Here is an 18,852-nt window from a genome sequence, read left to right as displayed (position 1 = left end):
GCTTTTCTGCTAAGCTGGCTCGTGCCCATGTTTTGGTGTCAAAATTATTAACGTAGGGACTTCAATGACGACTCATACCGGCTCATGTCTATGCGGCACCGCGCGCTTTGAAATACACGGTGAGTTCGACAGTTTCTTTCTTTGCCATTGTAAGCATTGCCAAAAAGATACCGGTTCGGCGCATGCGGCTAATCTTTTCTCACGCGCTGCGCAATTGGTTTGGCAGTCCGGTGCCGATGCCGTGACGTCTTTTACACTGCCAGGCACTCGCCACACCAAGTGCTTTTGCTCGTTGTGTGGTTCGGCGTTGCCAAACACTCAGATCCCCGGTTTGCTTGTGGTTCCGGCAGGGTGTTTGGATACGGAAATGGGGATGCCGCCTAAGGCGCACATCTTCCTATCCAGTAAAGCGGCATGGGAAGATGGCCTAGAAAATGTGCCGCGGTTCGATAAGCTGCCAAAGTGAGCCTCGGTATGGAATGGCAACGAAGTTACTATGGCTCAATCGGCGCCAACCACGCCGTACCTCCCAACATGCGTTGCTGGTCAATGATCCAGCTCGCGCGTTCACGCATGTAAGGCGTGGCTTGCCCGGGCGTATAGCGCGCTGGGCTGGGCAGGGTGGCGGCCAGCAGGGCGCTTTGATAGGGAATCAGTCGGTCGGCTGACCGGTTAAAGTGATGTTGTGCGGCGGCTTCTAGGCCAAATACGCCGTTCGGACCCCATTCAGCAATGTTCATATAGATTTCTAGGATGCGGTGCTTCGGTAGCAGGGCTTCGAGCAAAACGGTAAACCAGGCTTCCAAGCCTTTGCGCACCCAGCTTCGTCCGGTCCATAAATACAAATTGCGGGCGACCTGTTGGGTCAAGGTGCTGGCACCGCGCAATTGCCCGCCACGTTCGCGTTCGGCTAAGGCGTCACGGATGGACACGAGGTCAAAGCCTTGATGTTCAGGAAAGCGCTGGTCTTCCGACGTGACGACGGCCAACACGGCATGTTTCGGCAGTTCATCCCAGTCGAGCCATTCCTGCCGTAACTCGAAGTCGTCACCACCGTTGAACCAACGCTCCACGATGACCATGGATGTCACCGGATTCACCCAGCGCAATGGCGCCACCATCAACAAGCTAAGCAGAAGGAAAAAAACGCCCAAGCGAAAAGATAGGATAAAAACCCATCTAACCCATGAGCGCTTGCGCCGCATCATGCCGTTAACACCCGATTCAACCAACGCCCGATAGCACGCACTTGCGAGGGGTGCACAGAATGCGGCATGACGTACGTGTCGTATTCTACGGCATAACCTTGGGCTTTAAGCTTTTCATGTGCGGCACGGCCCAGTGCTTCTGGCACAATGGGGTCTTGCAGGCCGTGTTGTATCAAAATCGGTAAGTTGTCGTTGGCCGGGTGCGGTGTGATGCTGTCGGCACTGGCAAAGTAGGTGGACAACGCCAGCAGCCCAGCCAAGCGTTGCGGAAAGGTGAGTGCGACCTGATACGCTACGGCACCTCCCTGCGAGAAGCCCGCGACAACAATGCGTTCCGGGGCAATGCCACGGGCAATTTCACGTTCGATCAGAGCGGTAACGGCTTCAGCGGAGTTCAGCAGTTGGTCCAGATCAATTTTCCGGTCTATATTAATATCCAGAATGTCATACCACGCGGGCATGACCATGCCACCATTCACCGTTACCGGGCGTTCGGGTGCATGGGGAAAAATAAAGCGGGTGGCGAGGCTATCATCCAAACCCAGTTCCGGCACAATGGGTTCGAAGTCGTGCCCATTGGCCCCTAATCCATGCAGCCAGATCACGGCACTGGTGGCTACGTTGGCGGCCGAGGCCGGTGAGGCAACTTCAACACAGGGTAACAACGACATACAACAAGCTCCGCACATTGGGTTAGTGGTAAAAAAGGTACGTAGTGTAACATTCTAAAGTGGGCCATACAGTGAGGAGAACGTATGCGAGCAGATCGAATCATCGCGCATCGAGGGTGTTCGTTACTGCGCCCCGAGAATACCCGGTCGGCGTTTATCCATACGCAGGAGCTGGGCATTCGTTGGGTTGAGACGGACGTCAACCGACTGGGCGATGGCACCCTGGTGGTGTTTCACGATGATCACTTGGGCCGCCTTACCCCGGCTGATGGTCGTTTAGCGGAGGTCAATTGGTCAACGGCCAAGGATTTGGATGTGGGCAGCCATTTTGGCGCGGAATTTTCCGACGAACGCATGATGACATTGCGCGATACTCTGGCGCTGTTGCATGAGCTGAACCTGGGCTTGAACCTCGAAGTAAAGGTGTATGCGCATTACCGCGCCGAAGATGTGGTGCCCGATATTATCGCGGCATTGGAGGACGAGTGGCACGACTGGGAACGCTTGATTATTTCCAGCTTTAACCCGCAGGTGTTGCGCTTGTTACACCAAGCCCGCCCAACCTGGTCCCTAGGTTTGCTGTTCGAAAAAATCCCTGACGATTGGCAAAGTTTGGCGGCTGAAGTGCAGCCGGTCAGCGTGCATTGCCACTATGCCTGGCTACGCCAACCGCAGGTAGATGCCATTAAGGCGCAAGGTTTGGAGATATATTGTTACACGGTGAATGACCGTAAAGCAGGCATCATGTTATGGGATATGGGGGTGGATGGGGTTATTACGGATAATCCAAACCTGTTTGCTGGGTTGTAGACGTGAGGCCTTCACAAGGTGTCGTAAATATCTTGCAGCTTGATAATACACGCCAATTGCACGAGGTTGGCGCTTAGCCAAGGCGAGGGTTCTACCTGGTAGCGGTCGGCATCGATCTTGGTAAAGCCGACCAACCAAGCTGTTGGATATGTTGGGAATTGTTCGGCATCGAGCGTTCGCTGCTTGAGCTGTTGCAAGGAGAATTCTATCTGGTGTTGCGCCGGTTGAGGGTCTGTGCCAAAGCTCTGACACCAGGCGCTCAGGCGGATATCGAGTGTTTGCCAGTCTGTCCCGCCGCGCTCAACTTCCAGTGCCGCACGGGACAGCTCGCACAGCAAGCGGCGTTCGGGCGAATACAACGGCGTATTCATCAATATGCCTTTCAATGCCGCTGGAGAAAGCACCCATGAAGCAGAAGACGAATCCGACGAAGGTCTGTTTTGTCGGGCTGGTACCATGGCAGTAACTCAGTTAAAGATACTGTTTAATGTACGACACTCTCAGCGAAGTAGAGCACCCAAATCACCGGCCTGTGATGGTGTTCGCATTTTTATCGGGATATTTTTGATCGCACGCCGTTCAATTCGATGGCGGGTAATGTCTGAATGGCAGGCTATACATTCGATAACCTGCACGCGGCAAATGGTGTGCTGAGCTATCAGGCGAGCTTCTTCTGCCAGAACATGGCTCGGCCAGATAATTCGCCTAATTCATACCCGGCAAAGCCCATACGCTCGTAGGCCGCTTGGGCGATGGTGTTGCCTTCTAGAACTTCCAAGGTGAGTTTGCAGCAGCCCAGTTCGCGGGCGATTTCTTCAACTTTATCCAACATGACCGACGACAACCCTTTGCCTCGATGTTGCGATGCTACGGTTACGTCATGAATGTTCAATAAAGGCTTGCAAGCAAAGGTCGAAAAGCCTTCAAAGCAGTTCACCAGCCCCGCCGGTTCGTTGTCCACAAAGCCCAACACTATGTGGGCCGTGGGGCGACTACGGAGTTCGTTCACCAAGTTGGCCTGTGTAAACGCGGACAATGGCTCGCCGCCGCCCATAGGGTCTATGGCATAGCCATTGAGCAATTCAACCACGGCTTGGGCGTGTCGTGGGTTTTCTAGATCGGCGCGTTGCGCATAAATCATTGTGCAGCCTCAGTTTCGTTATACGGGGTCGATGTTTTCGAGGGGCGAGATTGTCGCAGATTTTCTAAATGTGCGTACAGATACTCGGTAAAAAAGCCGTGCATTAAGAAGCGCTGGCTCAGATTCCATGGGCCGACCAAATACAGCGGGTGTTTGTTGTAGGCCATTTCAGCCAGACTCGGGTCGCCAATCAATTGGCCGATGCGCAATGCAATGGACTGGTCGAGGTTGAAGCCGTTAATGGCATCGCGGTATTCCTCGCGCGTCAGCAACAAACAAAACAGACACATGAACAAGGCGTGCGAGGTTTCGAAGTCCAGCACTTGTGTGCGCTTGGGCGCAATCTGAAAGGCCGCCATGTCTATGGGTTGCCAGTGCTGCCAGTTGAGGGCTTGCGGTTTCTTGGCTTTGGCAGGTGTCCAATGGCCCAGTTCCGCAAACAGGCGAAACAGCTCTTGGTCGTGCTCCACAAAGCTCGCTTGTTGCATGCCATTGATGGTGGTGGGGTATAGGTCGACGCGCGCAATGTCGTTGGCTTCTGGCGAGTTGTCGGCGAGAAAATTCAGTACGTTGGACTCGGTGGCAAAATGGCGCAGGATCAGCAAGTTCGCCTCGCGGCTGACAAAGTGGCGGCAGAACCAGCAGATCATGCTTTGTAGCAGACCGTGTGCGCTGAACTGCGGTAACGGCAAGCGTTTAACAAACCAGATGATATGTAACAGCACGGCGAAAAAGAACTGCAATAGGGGGCGCACCGACCAGCGCAACGGGTTGTCGAGATCCTTTAGCCACAATTGCACCGCATCGTCTTGAATGGGTAACGAATTGTCGAACTCAATGGCGCGCAAGAACGCACTGCGCCGAGTGGCTTTTGAAGTGCCAAGCGAGTCACTCATGATCGATTTCCTCCAGTTGCAGCGCGTATAAGCGCCCGACCACGCGTGCAGTACGGTGAATGCTTTTGACGGCTTGCGCGTCTACACATACGCGATCCAACAACGCATAAAGTTTGTCCATATGGGCGTCGTCGTTCGCGCCGTGGTAGCCCATAAACTGGGTGTAGCTGCCATCGCCGCCCGTGCAGGTGTTGATGCGTTTGGCCCAGTCGGCGGCCATTTTCTGGCCAAGCCCTTCGATGATCCACATCGCGCCGATGAGGTCGGTGGGGTTGGGCTGGCTGGCGCGGTGCATCAAAAAGGCGTGCAGCGCTTCGGTGCCCAGATTGCGTTCGCCGTTTTGAATATCGGCGAGTTGACCACCTGCCGCCACATAGTCGCGTTCCAGTATTTCATAGTCGCGGTGTTCATCGCGGGCGTGGCTGATGACTTCGGAGCGCACATCGGCAAAATCACGGTCAAAGCTGGATGCACCACGGGTGATCCAGCGCGCGCCTTCAATCACTTGCTGGCGCAGGTGCAGCAGCAAACTACGATAATCTTCAATGGTGAATTGGTCGCGTTCCAGACGCTGAATAACCGGTACGCGGCCGAGCTGGCGTTCAAAGTCGAACCAGATGCGTAAGAGTCCCTGCAAACATTGTTGGCCCAGTTCAGTAGTAACTTTTTGGCTCATAATTCCTTATTCTCCTTCTATTTTCTGGTGATGGTGCACTGTCGGGTGCAGGGTGGCTAGGCCTAATTGAGGGCCGTGTGCGCCCCGGATGGGCGCACCCGAGCTTACAGGGACGTACTTGCAGCGTGCCCGAAATTAGGCCTAGCCACCCTACGCCCCGATACGGGCCTTCACTCCGCGGCCACCACCGTGAGTTGCATATACATCGTATTGAAACGCCCGCTCTCAGGCACCATGCACAAGATAACCGCGCCTGGTTCGTAAGCTTGCGTGCGCCGGAATTCATCCAGCATGATGAAGATGGATGCACAGCCGGTGTTGCCTCGTGTGTAGAGGTTGGTGTACCACTTCTCTTCAGGAATCATGGCACCTGCTTGAACCAGTGAATCAAATATGCGGCTACGAAAATAATGTGACGAATAATGGCAGAGCAGATGGTCTACCTGATCAACCTGCACGCGGCCTTCGTTCAACAGGCGTAAAAAGCCATCTACCCCCAGCTTCACGATATTGTCGAGTAGACGCACGTCTTGGCGTAATAGCAACGCACCGGCGGCTTCCGCTTCGGCGTAGGTGGGAAAATCTTGCCAGGTGCGGGTGTCTTTGGCATCGGTGGGCGAGCCGACGCTCATGCACACCGGGTAGGCGTCGGCGTGTGAATAACCGCGTATCCAGTCAATGCGAAAGCAGGTGCCACGCGGTTGGTCTTCCAGCAGCATGGCGCCAGCACCGTCGGACAGCATCCAGCGTAGAAACTCGGCATTGAAGTCCACTTCGTCTCCGGCGGCTTCGTAACGACTGGCTTTGAACAAGCGCGAGGCCAGTTCGCTGGTGACCACCAAACCGTTCTGATGTTCACCAGCTTTGATGTTGGTATAGGCGGCTTTTAGCGCCATCATGCCGCTGACACAAATGCCGTGGCTGGTGTGCAGTTCGATATCGCGCAGACCAAGTTCGGCCTGTACCATGCTGCCAAAACCGGGCAACACGAGGTCACCCTGGCTGGTGGCGGCGCTGAGTTGTTGTATGCGCTTTGGGCTGAGCGGGCTTTGGTCTAAGCAGTCCTGCGCGGCGCGCGCGGCCATGGCGCTGTTGCTGACGGTGGTTTGGTGCTCGGCATTCATGGCGTAATGCCGGGTTTGAATGCCATTGGATCGTAAAATGCGTTTCTTCAGGCGGCTGGGGTTGCCGTGCACGCGCCCGAGAATGTCTTCGATCTGATCGTTGTTGATGGCTGGGCCAGGTAAATGATGCCCAGTACTGGTGATGTAGACACTCATACCGCGGGGGCTTCCTTGCGTAAAGCTTGGCGCAAACAGCGCACGTTTTCTTCCAGATAGGGCAGGCCGCAGACGATGGCCATAAAAATAAGGTAGTAGGTGAGGTACTGCTCGCCACCATGGGCATACTCCATGCGCTGTAACTGCATCTGACCCTGCCAGTTAAATTGGACCAAATCGAGCACCACAGGCCAGTTGATGACGAAGATCATCGCCAGCATGTAAAACGGCAGGGTCGCTAAGTAGCTGTGCGCGTGCATTTCCCAAATGGTAATTTTACGGCGCGTCGAAGCGTAGTGAACATCCCAGTGTGCAATGGTTTCGTGCAATACCCATGCGGCGAGGCAGACCAACAACACCAACACGTTCACGCGAAACAACAAGCACATCAGGATCGGAATGCCGACCTGAATGCCCATCACCGAATGCATCAGAGATTCCTTCAAGCCCGAGGTGCTTTCTATGCGGGTCGCACGGTGACAACACCAGTCGACGAAACCGGCTATGCCCCAGAGGGGGAGGAATACAAATAGTAAAGCGTTGATGAGTAACTGGCCGGTTTCCATTCTGTGGGTTCCTAAATCGAGCATTCGTCAGCATACCCAATCGTGAAGAAAATTCCATGATCAAATCCGCACTTTGACGGCTGCTTCCGTGTTACTGCGCGCCGTTAATGAGTACACTCTACCGAACAGAAAATTAGCTCGGTGATGAGAACCTCTATGTCCCAGTTTTGGAGTGAAGTGGTCCGTAACTTAGACCCCTATGTGCCCGGTGAACAGCCCCAGGTGGATGGCCTGATCAAGCTGAACACCAACGAAAGTCCTTATCCGCCTTCGCCACGCGTACAGGCGGTGTTGCAGGACGAACAGTTGGTGGAACGGTTGCGACTGTATCCTGACCCGAATTCGCAACGCTTGAAAGCCGCCATTGCCAAACACCATGGCGTTGACGCCGCGCAGGTGTTAGTCGGGAACGGTTCGGACGAAGTGCTGGCGCTGGCCTTTATGGCCTTTTTTCAGCAGCCCAATCCACTGTTATTCCCTGACATCAGCTACAGCTTTTATCCGGTGTATTGCCAGTTGTTTGGTATTACGGCACAGCGCGTGGCGTTGCAGGATGACTTGAGCCTCAACCTGCAAGATTTCGTGCAGCCCAACGGTGGTGTTATCTTCCCGAACCCGAATGCACCGACTGGCCGCACCGTGCCACTGGCAGACATTGAAGCCTTGTTGCAAGCTAACACCGACACCGTGGTGCTGGTGGATGAAGCCTATGTGGATTTTGGCGCGCAATCGGCCGTGGCTTTGGTTAGCCGACACCCTAACCTGTTGGTGTGCCAGACCTTGTCGAAGTCGCGCTCCTTGGCCGGTTTACGCGTCGGTTTTGCCATCGGCAGCCCGGAGCTGATTGAAGGCTTGGATCGGGTGAAGAACTCGTTCAATTCATACCCGATGGATCGCATTGCCGAAGCCGCCGCCGTGGCCGCGATTGAAGACGAAACCTATTTTGCCGAGTGTTGCCAGAAGATCATGGCAACGCGTGCGCACACTACCACCGAGTTGGAAAAACTGGGTTTCTCAGTATTGCCGTCCAGCGCTAATTTTGTCTTCGCCAAACCGCCTGTCGGCGTCGAAGCGGCGACACTGGCGCAGACCTTACGCGAGCACAAAATCATCGTGCGGTATTTTAACAAGCCGCGCATCAGCGAGTATTTGCGCATCACCATTGGTACGGATGAGGAGATGGATCAGTTACTTGCGGTCTTGCACAAGTCGCTGGGCTGATCGAACGATATGGCTAAGAAAAAGGACATTCAGTTCGTTTGCACCGAATGCGGCGCGAACTACACCAAATGGCAGGGCCAGTGTGGTGAATGTAAGGCGTGGAATACCGTGGTGGAATTTCGTGAAGCCAAAAGCACCCCCGGCGCCCGCCGCCAAGGCTATGCCGGTGCCTTAAGTGAAGTCAAAACACTGAGCGATGTAGGTGTGGCGGAAGTGCCGCGCCTACTGACCGGCATTGGTGAGTTCGACCGCGTATTGGGCGGCGGCATTGTGCCCGGTTCTGCTGTATTGATTGGCGGCAACCCCGGCGCGGGTAAATCGACCCTGTTGCTGCAAATGATCTGTGCCCTCGCACAGCGCTTTTCTGTGTTGTACGTCACCGGCGAAGAGAGTCTGCAACAGATCGCCATGCGCGCGCAGCGCTTGCAGTTGCCGACCGACAACGTGCATGTGATGGCGGAAACCGATGTGGCGGTGATTTTGGCGCAAGCGGAAGACAGAAAGCCGGACATATTAGTCGTCGACTCCATTCAAGTGGTGCACCACCCCGATATTGAATCCGCTCCCGGCTCAGTCTCGCAGGTGCGCGAAAGCGCGGCCATGCTGACGCAATACGCCAAGCGCTCGAATACCGCGTTGTTTTTGATCGGTCACGTCACCAAAGACGGCTCGCTGGCAGGCCCAAAAGTGTTGGAACACATGATCGATTGTTCGGTGATGCTCGACGCCGCTCACGACAGCCGTTTTCGTACCCTGCGTTCAATCAAAAACCGCTTCGGCGCAGTGAACGAACTGGGCGTATTCGCCATGCTGGAAACCGGGCTGAAAGAAGTTACCAACCCCAGTTCTATCTTTTTGAATCGCCAAGCCGAGGCGACGCCGGGTAGCGTAGTAACGGTGTTGTGGGAAGGTACGCGGCCATTATTGGTGGAGCTGCAAGCGTTGGTGGACGACTCCATCGCCAATTACCCCAAGCGCGTAACGCTAGGGTTAGACCAAAACCGACTCGCCATGATGCTGGCGGTGGTGCATCGCCATGGCGGCATTTTTACTGGCGATCAAGACGTGTACCTGAACGTCGTCGGTGGCGTGAAAGTCAACGAAACCAGCGCCGACCTCGCCAGCGTGGTCGCTATATTGTCGAGCTTGAAAGACCGTGCCCTGCCCAAAGATTTCTGCGTATTCGGTGAAATCGGCTTGTCGGGTGAAGTGCGCCCGGTGTCCTCCGGCCAGGAGCGGGTAACTGAAGCGGCGAAGCATGGGTTCCGCACGATTTTGGTGCCGAAAGCTAACCAGCCGCGTAAGCCGATTGAGGGCGTTAAAGTCATCGGTGTGCAACGCTTACAAGAAGCGCTGACTGCGCTGGATGATTTGTGGTAGGCGTTTCGACCAAACGATTAACAAAGGACATATTATGAACTGGCTATCCGATATTCGCTGGTTGTTTCTTGACATGGACCACACGCTGGTCGATTTTGAGTTGACCGAGCGTAAGGCGTTTGCCGACCTGTGTGCGCAGTGGTCGGTTGATGATGTTGACACCGCCTTTGCGACCTTCATTGAAGGTAACCGCCCTTTGTGGCCTCGCTTGGAGGCTGGGGAAATCAGTGCTGCCGACTTGCGCCGTGAGCGGCAACGGTATTGGTTGGAGAAGATGCAGGTGGAGGCTAACCCTGTGGCGGTGGCGGAACATTATGAGAGCTGTTTAGGTGATCATGTGGATTGGTATGCCGGGGTGCCAGACATTCTACTGTCGTGGCAGAAACGTTTTGGCCTGGCCTTGATTACCAATGGTTTGAGCAATGTAAAACGGAAACAACTGCTGCAGATGGGTGGCCTGTTTGCTGCGATCAGTATTTCAGAAGAAGTGGGTGCCGCGAAACCTTCACCCATGTTCTTTCAGCACACCTTGGCCCAATTGCCGGATAAGGTGATGCCCGAACAGATTTTAGTCGTGGGCGATAACCTGAAGGCGGATATCGGTGGTGGCAAAGGCATGGGCTTTCGTACCTGTTGGATCAGCCACGGCAAAGCGTTAGACACAAAAACAGAAGGCGCGGACATTACTGTCCACGCACTTCCAGAACTTGCCGCGATTTTGGAAAAGGGGTGAGACATCCTATGTCCCCGAGCAGCCTTTCCTGCTGGTCTTCCACTGACTGCTGCCATCCAACATAACCAGTCCGGATTACATCGTTGTTGGCATGTGCCATCCTATGGCATGCGTACCGTCCCGTTGGGTCCGTCGAGAATTCAAGCACATCCTGTGAACAGCTCCTGCCGTGATCCTTATGTTCGTCCTGAACACAAAGCCATAGTAGGGCGAGAGCCGTATGGGCAACAGAGCGAAAGCGCTTGCCCTACTGTAAGAGATTGCCGACAACCTTTGTACGATGTTCAGTTAGGCGGGCGAGGCCTCATGCGCTGTCTCTGCTTCACGTAAACGGTCATTAAGGTCATTGATGGCGCGTGCCATATTTTCGAGCAAAATCACCGCTGTTTCGGGGTGCCGGGCGATTAATGAGCGGAAGTCGGCCTGCGGTACAACGGCCACCAGCATGTCGTCGCGGGCAATCACCGTTGCGGTGCGTGGTGTTCCGCACAGCATTGCCATGGCGCCAAACAATTCCCCGGGCAATACTTCGCCTACCTTCGTCTCGCCCCGATAGACATCGGCATGGCCTTCCACCACATGGTACACTTCGCCCGCCAGTTCGCCCTCGTGAATCATAACCTCGCCGGGGGCAAAGCTTAAGAAGCCATTGTGGTTGCTGGCGTCGTCGCGCGGTTCAACCTGTATGGCTTGTTGCAAGTAACTGAGTTGAGTGAGCAGGTAGGCCGTCCATTGCGCGGCACGTTGTTTACTGAGATGCAGGTGGCGCAGTACATCGCCGACGTTGTACACGTTTAGGAGGCTGCTCTGTTGAGCGATACAACCGAAGTCGGGCAAGGCATACCCGTTGGTTAAGCCAACCAGGTCACCGTGTTCATATTCCACCACGCCGCGCTCGCCGATGACGCCGTGCATGGAGCCGGACACCAGCCACGCCCAGTGATCTTTCGGCAGTTTCGCGTCCAGTGCTTCACCGGGCTGTAGGGTAAGTTGCTCGGTAGGTGGAGGTAAGTCCTTAAACAACAAGAGGTTGAGTTGAACGAGACGCTGGTTCAACGTATGTGCAATGTCGTTTTGTGCATGTAGTAAGTGCATGACCGAGGTCCACCCGCCAGCTGAATCGATGTTTGACCAAGCATAACAGGAGAGCACGACGAATTGCTTGACGCAGTTCCGATTCTGCAACATTCATCACAAACCGGTTTGGTTTTAATGCGTGAGCATGAAGACCGGGCAGATGGTCTGTGCCTGCGATTTTGGGTGGCCAATGGGGAAACGGCTTATCCGGTTGAAATTACGGGCACCGACAGCGTGTGTTTCGTGCGGCAAACCGATCTTCCGCAGCTCAAAGAACGCTTGCCGCCAGACTGTCGTGTGGGCGACGAGCCTTTCAAAACGGCGCTGGGTGAGCCGGTATTGCCAGTCTACACCCCGGGTTGGGAGATGCAGCGCCGCTGGGTGCGTAAAGCGGAGCGTTTGGGTATATCGGTGGAAGAAGACGACATTCCCCCCGCCGAGCGTTATCTCATGGAGCGTTTCATAACCGCCGGTGTCAGTGTGGAGATCACGGATAAAGGGCCTCGCCTGCGCCCGGCCGACATTGATTTGACCTTGCGCTGGGTGTCACTGGATATTGAAACGTCGCCATTCGTGCCCGGCGAATTACCTGAGTTGTACAGCATCGCCCTGTCTGGACCTATGGTACGGCGGGTTTATGTCGCTTGGCAGCAGGCGCCCAAAGATGATCGGTTTGACGGTGTGGAGATTGTTGCCTGTGGCGACGGACCGGGCGTTCTCCGACAGTTTTTGGCCGACTGGGAGGCGCTGGATGTCGACGTCATTCTGGGTTGGCGCGTGGTCGGGTTTGATCTCTTTGTGCTCTCCGGCTTGGCGGATCAATGGGGGATGGCCTTCACCTTGGGGCGACAGCGGCGTTTGGTTAGTTGGCGCAAACGACAAGACAAAGACTATTTAACGGTGCCCGGCCGCATGGTGGTGGATGGCGTAGAAGCTCTGCGTTCGGCCGGTCATCAGTTCGATAGCTTCGCCTTGGATGCCGTCGCCAACCGCATTCTGGGCAGTGGCAAAGCCATGGTGCAGGCCGAAGATGAAAGTAAAACCGACACCATTGACCGCTGGTTTCAGACCCAAGACCCGGATTTACTGTGGTACAACCTGACCGATGCCGATTTGGTGGGAGAGATCGTCCAGCAAGAAAAATTATTGGAGTTCTTGCTGGCCCGTGCCCGTATGACCGGGCACACCCTCGACCGCGTGGGTGGCTCCGCCGCTGCTTTTAACTATGTGTACTTGCCGCGCTTGCACCGCAAAGGCTATGTCGCCCCGCATGTGGGCAGCCAAACCTTAACCATGGCCAGCCCCGGCGGCTATGTGATGGACTCGTTGCCCGGCCTGTATCGCAATGTGCTGGTGCTGGATTTTAAAAGTCTGTACCCCAGCATTATGCGCACCTTCCAAATTGACCCATGGGCATTATGGGAAGGGTTGCAAGCGCCTGAAGAAGACTCCATTCCCGGCTATTTGGGTGGCCGCTTTCTGCGCCAAGGGGCGATTCTACCGACCCTGCTTGACCAACTGTGGCAAGCTCGTGACGCCGCCAAAGCCGAGCACAATGCCCCGCTGAGCCACGCCATTAAAATTCTGATGAATTCGTTTTATGGTGTGTTGGGTTCGGATTTGTGCCGGTTTTTTGATCCGCGCCTAGCGTCGTCGATCACCCGTCGCGGCCACGACATTATGATCCGAACCAAAGCGTGGTTTGAGGCCCGCGGGCTGACGGTAATTTACGGCGATACCGATTCGCAATTTGTCTGGGTGCGCGATTCGGCAACCGACCTTGAAGCGTTAGGCGCCGAGCTGGCGGCAGGCTTGAATGCCTTTTGGCGCGGTGAGATAGCACGCGAGTTCGGGATTGAAAGCCATCTCGAACTGCAATACGAAACCTGCTATCGCCGCTTTCACATGCCCACCATACGCGGCACAGAACAAGGCTCGAAAAAGCGCTACGCGGGCTTGGTGGTGCAAAAAGATGGTTCCGAGCAACTGGTGTTTCGCGGCATGGAAGCCGTACGCTCCGACTGGACACCGTTGGCGCAACGTTTCCAGCACGACCTGTACAACGCCCTGTTTCACGACCACCCGTTACAGCCCGTGTTGCAACGCACCGTGCGGCAGTTGTTTGCGGGCGAATTGGACGACCAACTCTGGTACCGCAAACGCCTGCGCCGCCCCGTATCCGGCTACGCCAAAAGTAACCCGCCACACGTTCAAGCCGCGCGCCGCCATGAACTGCTGACCGGCAAGCCACCGCAAGGCTGGGTGCGCTATCGGCAAGGACTACAAGGTGTGTTAGTACCCGCTGACCGCGACCAGCCCATTAACTATCAGCATTATTTTGATAAACAACTGGCGCCCATTGCGGACGCCGTATTGCATGTGCTTGGACAGGATTTTCAGACCTTAGCCGGGCCGCAGATGACGTTACTCTGAGGCTGGATAAAACTTCATCGACACCGAATTGATGCAGTAGCGCAGGCCGGTGGGCGCCGGGCCATCAGGGAAGACATGGCCCAGGTGGGCGTCACAATTGCCGCAGCGTACCTCAACGCGCACCATGCCGTGGCTGCGGTCTTCATGGCGGGTCACATTGCCACTTGCCATGACTTCCGAAAACGACGGCCAGCCGCATCCGGCATCAAATTTGGTGCTGTGTTCAAACAAGGGTGCGTCGCAGCAGATACAGTGGTAATTGCCGGGGGTAAAGGTATCCCAATATTCACCGGTAAACGGGCGTTCGGTGCCTGCTTGACGGGCCACCCGGAATTGTTCGGGGGTCAGTTCAGCGCGCCATTCGGCGTCGGTTTTGGTGAGCTTAGTCATGAAGGTATCCCGTTACAGGCGAAACGAAAATTTGAAATCCAAACGTGGATCAACAAAGTTCTGTACGCCACCAAGGTCGAGTTCGGATCCATTTTTGGCGCATTGTTCACCTTGGCGTCCGGTCATTTGCCCAGCGGCTACTTGAATCCCCAGTTGGGCATTAAAGACCGGGTTTACCTGCCAACGGTAGCCCCAGCGTGCGCCTGCATTCACGGGCAGGGCGGGACGGCAGGCATCAACCAGTGCGGTGTCGCCCGTGGGTACAACTTGTAGCCAACTGGCGCTGAGGCCCCAATAGAAGCCACCCGTATATTCCTGCATGTTTTGATAATGCACACCCAGGGCATGAAAAGCCGCGGCATCTCCGGCAAAGTAACTGTATTGCGGGCCGATCATGCGCTCCTCTTGCGGCACATCGATGGCAATGTCAAAGAACACATCACCATCGCTCGATGCACCTTCCAAGCCTTGCCAGAGTCGCCACGGATCAAACCGTACTTCGACCGCCTGCGCGGCGGATGCACAGCACAATAAGATGATTGCCACAAAACGCATGAAAGCTTCCTCGCAAACTTTGCGGCAAGCATAGCACAACCCAACGCCATTCCTAGGCGTTGGGGGTGTATAGGACGGGGTTATGTGCGGCGTGCGTCGCGAAAGGTCACCATACGTTGACGCGCTTCATCATAGAGGGTCAAGGTCAGTAAGTGCGGGGTGCGCAGCCAGGAGATTTTATTCACACCTTCGAGGTCGGGAATGCTTTTGACGACTTCTTTTAGCCGGTAAAAAGGCACCCGGCTGTCAAGGTGATGAATATGGTGCAAGCCAATATTGGCGGTGAGCCAATTCATAAAGCCTGGCATGGCCAGTTGGCTACTGCCTTCAATCGCGGCGGTGTGGTAATTCCATGTGTCTTGTGGCGCCCAATAGACGTCTTCAAATTGATGTTGCACATAGAACAGCCAAATGCCAATCATCATCGCTAGGTACAGTGTGAGGCAATAAACCGCAGCAACAAACCCGAACCCGACAAAGGTACCCAGCAGGACAACAATCGCTAACAGCACAACATTGTTGCTGATGATGCTGCGCCAGTTCTCTTTAAACGGCGTGGGGTGGAAAAAAGGAATGCGCATCTTTAACAATAGAAAGGCCGGTCCAAGGCCCATGATCACCAGCGGGTGGCGATAAAACCGGTAGCCCAAGCGGGCCCAAAAACCGGCGTTATTGTATTCTTCTACGGTCCAGGTTGTTACGTCCCCCGCACCCCGTTTGTCGAGGTTGCCCGTGGTCGCGTGGTGCATGGCGTGCGTGCGTTTCCAATAGCTGTAGGGTATGCCGGTCGTCGCGCCTAGCACCTTACCCATCCATTTGTTCAGGGTTTTGTTGTTAAAGAACGACCCATGCCCTAAATCATGCTGCAGCAGGAAGATACGCACCATGAAAAATGCGGTCGGTATGGTTAGCAACACACTCAACCAAGGCCAGCGCCCCCACAGCCAAGCGGCGGTGGCAAACAAGGCAATAAAGGGTAGAACGGTGAAAAGGACTTCCAGCCAGGCGCGTCCGGTCTTTGCTTTAGCGTAGGCGCGGACTTGCTTGGCGATGTGACGGTAATCGGAACTGCTCATAGGGAAAGGGTCTATCTTATTCAATTTCCGGCTAAGTTTACTGACCATGCATAGAAACGCCACGATAATTACATTGAATTGAACGGCGATCATACGAAAGTCCAAGGTCTGGCGTTTTCCCTGCTTGCCACGCAACGGTGCGACTTAATGCTGGACGCGCAGGGTAAAACTTGCTTTGCTGTGCGCCTTTGACTCGGACCGATAGGAGTGTTCAGGTGACTTTGATTGCGTATGCTGTGTTGTTGCTGGTGCTGATTGCGACCCCTGCGTTGTGGACGCGTTGGTGGCATTTTAATCGCTTTGCCGCCTATTCGTGGACCTTTATGGTCTTAATGGCCTGCATGGGCATTGTGTACTTGGGCTTTGGTACGTTGGACTGGGTACGCGTCTTTGGCTTGTTCGTGTTAATGGCCGCGATGACGGCCGCGCGGCACTACTATGGTCGTAAGCGGGACGCCGAACTACAAGCTGGGAAAGCGTCAGCCGGTGACGAAGGTTAGCAGCGGCAGTACCAGGTCGCGCTCGAATACCCGGGTTTTTCCATCGTCGAAGCGAATATGCAGTTGTTTGGCTTCCGAGCGCAGCAACCAGCCCATGCCAAAATGGTTGTGTTGCACCCGTTGCTGACCGTCGGGCGCGGTAGATGCCGTGGCGCTCTTTTCGGCAATGCTGCGTAATTCCACATTCGGGGCTGTTAGCGCGACGTACTGCTGCGCCAGCTTGGTCAGTGGTATGTTCAGCGTCAATGTGTTTTGGGTTTGTTGCGCAGGATCACGCAAGGCTTGACCCAAGGTTTGCGCCAGCGGTATTTCCATTTCAGCGACAAAGGGGCTGCGCTCATCGACGGCCGCTGGGGTGCACAGATGCACTTCGCGTTGACCCCGAGTTAAGGCCACATACAACAGACGACGTTCACTTTCTTCATCGACCGGCAAGCGCAAGTCGCCTTCTGGCCGATAGGGGTAAAAATGACGGTTCAACCCTGGAATGAACACAACGGGCCATTCGCGGCCTTTTGCCTTATGAATGCTGGTGAGCGTGATGCCGGTTTTCGGTTGTGCCGTTTGTCGCTGCGCTAACAATTGTTGTAACCAGTGGTCGGTTTCGGCGGCTGTGCGATCGTGTTGCTGTAAGAAGTGCAGAAATGCCTGCACGGTTTCTTTTTGTTCGTCGCCCTGCTGCGCCGAAAAGGCATTGCCCACTAAAGCATTCAAATAGTCCGTATTGTTCAGCCATGCGCTGATCAGCTGTTTAGCGGAGGTGCCCGGTCGTTCGGCCAATTGAATCACACTGCCGCGCAGCGCCAGTTGCTCCTGTTGCCAATGCGAGCATTTGGGCGGTAACTGCGCCATAAAGTGTTTGTAGAGTTCGTGTTTGCTCGACGCCAAGCGTTGTGCCATCTGCTTTAAAATGTCACGCTGTATCTTGGGGTAGGGCTGGGTCAGTAGCGTCAGCCAGCCTTGCGCGCGTTCGGCTTTGTTTTGTTGGGCAAAACGACCGCTGGCGATGCTGAGCAACAGCAACAAGGGTTGCAGTTCCGAGCGTTGTAACACGCCGCGTTCGGTTTCTAACTGAAACGGGATGTTCTGCGTCAGTAATTGCAGCTCCATCCGGGCAGCTTGCGCCCATAGCCGAAACAACACGGCAATGTCGGTGGCGGCATGCGTGCTCTGTTGTAGCCATGTCATGATCAGCGTGGTGTCGTCGTCCGTACGATGCAAATGCAGGGCAGTATCGGGCGTTCCGCTGTGTGCGCAGGTGAGGATCGGCTGGCGCCCGAGGTTGTGCTGAATTAGGTGATTAGCGGCCAGCGCCACTTGCGGGCCATAGCGGAAGGTAAGGCTTAGTGTATGTACCGCGCTGTCCGGGAAATACGTGGGAAAATGGTGCAGCATAAAACTGGGGTCGGAACCCCGAAATTCATAAATAGTTTGATCTGGGTCGCCGACCACCGTCACTGTGGCGCGTTCACCCGCCAGTATTTCGAGCAAGAATTGTTGGTTGGCGTTAATGTCTTGATATTCGTCCACAATGATGTGGTCAAGATGATTGGCGAATTGGACCGCGAGGTCAGCACGCTGGCTGAATAGGTTCACTGGGTCGTAGAGCATGTCGGAGAACGTAATGCGCTGTGCTTCTTTACGCCATTTTTCGAAGCGTTCAAAGGTTTTGACCAATAATTGCGCATTACCGGGCAGTCCGAGCTGTTTGAACACCAACGCAGGTGGCTCCAATCCCGCTTTGACCCGCTCGAAGAACGTCAGTGCGGGTTCAACCCATTTCCGTTTATTGTTCAGAATATCCTGAGCTTGCTCGCCGGTGCTGGCCAGTTCTTGCAACCAGCGCCAGATACGCGGCTCAAGTTCGCCAGAACCGAGAATGTCGCCTTGAATGGGTGGCAAAAGACCACGTTGGATCAAGGTGCGATAAATACTGAAGCCGAGCGAATGAAAGGTCCGTACATCCGGCATAGGGCCATGATGCACAGCGCGCAAGCGGCTTAGAAAATCCTGTTGGGTGCTGCGGTTGTACATCAGCACCAGTAGTCGGCGCGGTGCCACCCCATCTGCCAGCAAGGCTGCCGTTTGCCCGAGCAGCGTGGATGTTTTGCCAGACCCCGCCACCGCAACCACCCGTTGATGGCGTTGGCGCGTCGCAATAACCTGTTGCTGTTCGTCGGTGTAACGCGTCATAGCTTGGGTGGGCATCCTGTGCGGGCAAAACCAAAGCCGCACAGGA

Annotated in this window: 20 protein-coding genes; 7 read left to right on the top strand and 13 right to left on the bottom strand. The window is 55.1% G+C overall.

Annotated elements, in window-relative coordinates; translation table 11 throughout:
• Positions 1-64 precede the first annotated feature (64 nt).
• Positions 65-466, top strand: coding sequence for a GFA family protein (locus ACFOSD_RS02855; protein ID WP_380693771.1), 402 nt, complete (start codon positions 65-67; stop codon positions 464-466).
• A 28-nt stretch (positions 467-494) separates the two neighbouring features.
• Here the strand turns inward: ACFOSD_RS02855 and mtgA are convergent, their stop codons facing one another.
• Positions 495-1,205, bottom strand: a complete 711-nt coding sequence (gene mtgA / locus ACFOSD_RS02850; protein WP_380707549.1) for a monofunctional biosynthetic peptidoglycan transglycosylase — start codon at positions 1,203-1,205, stop codon at positions 495-497.
• Positions 1,205-1,879: an alpha/beta hydrolase gene (locus ACFOSD_RS02845; protein ID WP_380693775.1), complete on the bottom strand. Its 675-nt coding sequence runs from the start codon at positions 1,877-1,879 to the stop codon at positions 1,205-1,207. Before ACFOSD_RS02845 ends, mtgA begins: the two co-directional genes overlap by 1 nt.
• An 84-nt stretch (positions 1,880-1,963) precedes the next feature.
• Between ACFOSD_RS02845 and ACFOSD_RS02840 the strand changes: the two genes are divergently transcribed.
• On the top strand, positions 1,964-2,689 hold the full coding sequence (locus tag ACFOSD_RS02840; RefSeq protein WP_380693777.1) for a glycerophosphodiester phosphodiesterase family protein: 726 nt from the start codon (positions 1,964-1,966) through the stop codon (positions 2,687-2,689).
• 11 nt (positions 2,690-2,700) lie between these two features.
• On the opposite strand, the gene ACFOSD_RS02835 is transcribed toward ACFOSD_RS02840, so the two are convergent.
• The 6 genes from ACFOSD_RS02835 to ACFOSD_RS02810 form a co-directional block, all read right to left on the bottom strand.
• A complete protein-coding gene (locus ACFOSD_RS02835) occupies positions 2,701-3,147 on the bottom strand; it encodes a hypothetical protein (protein WP_380693779.1) in 447 nt (148 codons plus the stop codon).
• A gap of 200 nt (positions 3,148-3,347) precedes the next feature.
• Positions 3,348-3,830 (bottom strand): GNAT family N-acetyltransferase, encoded by a 483-nt coding sequence (locus ACFOSD_RS02830; protein ID WP_380693781.1) that lies wholly within the window; start codon positions 3,828-3,830, stop codon positions 3,348-3,350.
• Entirely contained in the window at positions 3,827-4,726 is a 900-nt protein-coding gene (locus ACFOSD_RS02825; RefSeq protein WP_380693783.1) for a DUF6999 family protein, read from the bottom strand. Before ACFOSD_RS02825 ends, ACFOSD_RS02830 begins: the two co-directional genes overlap by 4 nt.
• A complete protein-coding gene (locus ACFOSD_RS02820) occupies positions 4,719-5,402 on the bottom strand; it encodes a hypothetical protein (RefSeq protein WP_380693785.1) in 684 nt (227 codons plus the stop codon). Before ACFOSD_RS02820 ends, ACFOSD_RS02825 begins: the two co-directional genes overlap by 8 nt.
• A gap of 170 nt (positions 5,403-5,572) precedes the next feature.
• On the bottom strand, positions 5,573-6,682 hold the full coding sequence (locus tag ACFOSD_RS02815; RefSeq protein WP_380693787.1) for a beta-ketoacyl-ACP synthase III: 1,110 nt from the start codon (positions 6,680-6,682) through the stop codon (positions 5,573-5,575).
• On the bottom strand, positions 6,679-7,248 hold the full coding sequence (locus ACFOSD_RS02810) for a diguanylate cyclase (RefSeq protein WP_380693789.1): 570 nt from the start codon (positions 7,246-7,248) through the stop codon (positions 6,679-6,681). Before ACFOSD_RS02810 ends, ACFOSD_RS02815 begins: the two co-directional genes overlap by 4 nt.
• 156 nt (positions 7,249-7,404) lie before the next feature.
• Between ACFOSD_RS02810 and hisC the strand changes: the two genes are divergently transcribed.
• Genes hisC through ACFOSD_RS02795 form a run of 3 tightly spaced genes read left to right on the top strand, consistent with a single transcriptional unit; the run spans position 7,405 to position 10,582 of the window.
• On the top strand, positions 7,405-8,469 hold the full coding sequence (hisC, locus tag ACFOSD_RS02805) for a histidinol-phosphate transaminase (protein WP_380693791.1): 1,065 nt from the start codon (positions 7,405-7,407) through the stop codon (positions 8,467-8,469).
• 9 nt (positions 8,470-8,478) lie between these two features.
• Positions 8,479-9,849 (top strand): DNA repair protein RadA, encoded by a 1,371-nt coding sequence (gene radA / locus ACFOSD_RS02800; protein ID WP_380693793.1) that lies wholly within the window; start codon positions 8,479-8,481, stop codon positions 9,847-9,849.
• A gap of 34 nt (positions 9,850-9,883) precedes the next feature.
• A complete protein-coding gene (locus tag ACFOSD_RS02795) occupies positions 9,884-10,582 on the top strand; it encodes an HAD family hydrolase (protein WP_380693795.1) in 699 nt (232 codons plus the stop codon).
• Between the two features lie 288 nt (positions 10,583-10,870).
• On the opposite strand, the gene ACFOSD_RS02790 is transcribed toward ACFOSD_RS02795, so the two are convergent.
• A complete protein-coding gene (locus ACFOSD_RS02790; protein WP_380693797.1) occupies positions 10,871-11,677 on the bottom strand; it encodes a cyclic nucleotide-binding domain-containing protein in 807 nt (268 codons plus the stop codon).
• Between the two features lie 63 nt (positions 11,678-11,740).
• On the opposite strand from ACFOSD_RS02790, the gene ACFOSD_RS02785 reads away from it, so the two are divergent.
• On the top strand, positions 11,741-14,092 hold the full coding sequence (locus ACFOSD_RS02785; protein ID WP_380693799.1) for a DNA polymerase II: 2,352 nt from the start codon (positions 11,741-11,743) through the stop codon (positions 14,090-14,092).
• Here ACFOSD_RS02785 and msrB read toward each other — a convergent pair.
• From msrB to ACFOSD_RS02770, 3 genes are all read right to left on the bottom strand, one after another.
• Positions 14,084-14,482, bottom strand: coding sequence for a peptide-methionine (R)-S-oxide reductase MsrB (gene msrB, locus ACFOSD_RS02780; protein ID WP_380693801.1), 399 nt, complete (start codon positions 14,480-14,482; stop codon positions 14,084-14,086). The two genes, ACFOSD_RS02785 and msrB, sit on opposite strands and share 9 nt — an antisense overlap.
• A 12-nt stretch (positions 14,483-14,494) precedes the next feature.
• Positions 14,495-15,037 (bottom strand): hypothetical protein, encoded by a 543-nt coding sequence (locus ACFOSD_RS02775; RefSeq protein WP_380693803.1) that lies wholly within the window; start codon positions 15,035-15,037, stop codon positions 14,495-14,497.
• Positions 15,038-15,117: 80 nt separating this feature from the next.
• Positions 15,118-16,113, bottom strand: coding sequence for a fatty acid desaturase (locus tag ACFOSD_RS02770; RefSeq protein WP_380693805.1), 996 nt, complete (start codon positions 16,111-16,113; stop codon positions 15,118-15,120).
• A gap of 215 nt (positions 16,114-16,328) precedes the next feature.
• Between ACFOSD_RS02770 and ACFOSD_RS02765 the strand changes: the two genes are divergently transcribed.
• A complete protein-coding gene (locus ACFOSD_RS02765; protein ID WP_380693807.1) occupies positions 16,329-16,613 on the top strand; it encodes a hypothetical protein in 285 nt (94 codons plus the stop codon).
• Here ACFOSD_RS02765 and ACFOSD_RS02760 read toward each other — a convergent pair.
• Positions 16,593-18,806 (bottom strand): ATP-dependent helicase, encoded by a 2,214-nt coding sequence (locus ACFOSD_RS02760; RefSeq protein WP_380693809.1) that lies wholly within the window; start codon positions 18,804-18,806, stop codon positions 16,593-16,595. The genes ACFOSD_RS02765 and ACFOSD_RS02760 overlap by 21 nt on opposite strands.
• Positions 18,807-18,852 lie beyond the last annotated feature (46 nt).

The sequence above is a fragment of the Salinispirillum marinum genome, assembly GCF_042650105.1.
Classification (GTDB): domain Bacteria; phylum Pseudomonadota; class Gammaproteobacteria; order Pseudomonadales; family Natronospirillaceae; genus Salinispirillum; species Salinispirillum marinum.
This window is presented reverse-complemented; position numbering and strand designations above follow the sequence as displayed.

Bases quoted from the DNA above. Each gene is read 5' to 3' on its own strand.
- ACFOSD_RS02840 (WP_380693777.1), top strand. From the start codon at position 1,964: ATGCGAGCAGATCGAATCATCGCGCATCGAGGGTGTTCGTTACTGCGC.
- ACFOSD_RS02770 (WP_380693805.1), bottom strand. From the start codon at position 16,113: ATGAGCAGTTCCGATTACCGTCACATCGCCAAGCAAGTCCGCGCCTAC.
- ACFOSD_RS02830 (WP_380693781.1), bottom strand. From the start codon at position 3,830: ATGATTTATGCGCAACGCGCCGATCTAGAAAACCCACGACACGCCCAA.
- ACFOSD_RS02775 (WP_380693803.1), bottom strand. From the start codon at position 15,037: ATGCGTTTTGTGGCAATCATCTTATTGTGCTGTGCATCCGCCGCGCAG.
- ACFOSD_RS02855 (WP_380693771.1), top strand. From the start codon at position 65: ATGACGACTCATACCGGCTCATGTCTATGCGGCACCGCGCGCTTTGAA.
- radA (WP_380693793.1), top strand. From the start codon at position 8,479: ATGGCTAAGAAAAAGGACATTCAGTTCGTTTGCACCGAATGCGGCGCG.
- hisC (WP_380693791.1), top strand. From the start codon at position 7,405: ATGTCCCAGTTTTGGAGTGAAGTGGTCCGTAACTTAGACCCCTATGTG.
- ACFOSD_RS02835 (WP_380693779.1), bottom strand. From the start codon at position 3,147: ATGGTACCAGCCCGACAAAACAGACCTTCGTCGGATTCGTCTTCTGCT.
- msrB (WP_380693801.1), bottom strand. From the start codon at position 14,482: ATGACTAAGCTCACCAAAACCGACGCCGAATGGCGCGCTGAACTGACC.
- ACFOSD_RS02815 (WP_380693787.1), bottom strand. From the start codon at position 6,682: ATGAGTGTCTACATCACCAGTACTGGGCATCATTTACCTGGCCCAGCC.
- ACFOSD_RS02825 (WP_380693783.1), bottom strand. From the start codon at position 4,726: ATGAGTGACTCGCTTGGCACTTCAAAAGCCACTCGGCGCAGTGCGTTC.
- ACFOSD_RS02845 (WP_380693775.1), bottom strand. From the start codon at position 1,879: ATGTCGTTGTTACCCTGTGTTGAAGTTGCCTCACCGGCCTCGGCCGCC.
- ACFOSD_RS02790 (WP_380693797.1), bottom strand. From the start codon at position 11,677: ATGCACTTACTACATGCACAAAACGACATTGCACATACGTTGAACCAG.
- ACFOSD_RS02820 (WP_380693785.1), bottom strand. From the start codon at position 5,402: ATGAGCCAAAAAGTTACTACTGAACTGGGCCAACAATGTTTGCAGGGA.
- mtgA (WP_380707549.1), bottom strand. From the start codon at position 1,205: ATGCGGCGCAAGCGCTCATGGGTTAGATGGGTTTTTATCCTATCTTTT.
- ACFOSD_RS02810 (WP_380693789.1), bottom strand. From the start codon at position 7,248: ATGGAAACCGGCCAGTTACTCATCAACGCTTTACTATTTGTATTCCTC.
- ACFOSD_RS02795 (WP_380693795.1), top strand. From the start codon at position 9,884: ATGAACTGGCTATCCGATATTCGCTGGTTGTTTCTTGACATGGACCAC.
- ACFOSD_RS02760 (WP_380693809.1), bottom strand. From the start codon at position 18,806: ATGACGCGTTACACCGACGAACAGCAACAGGTTATTGCGACGCGCCAA.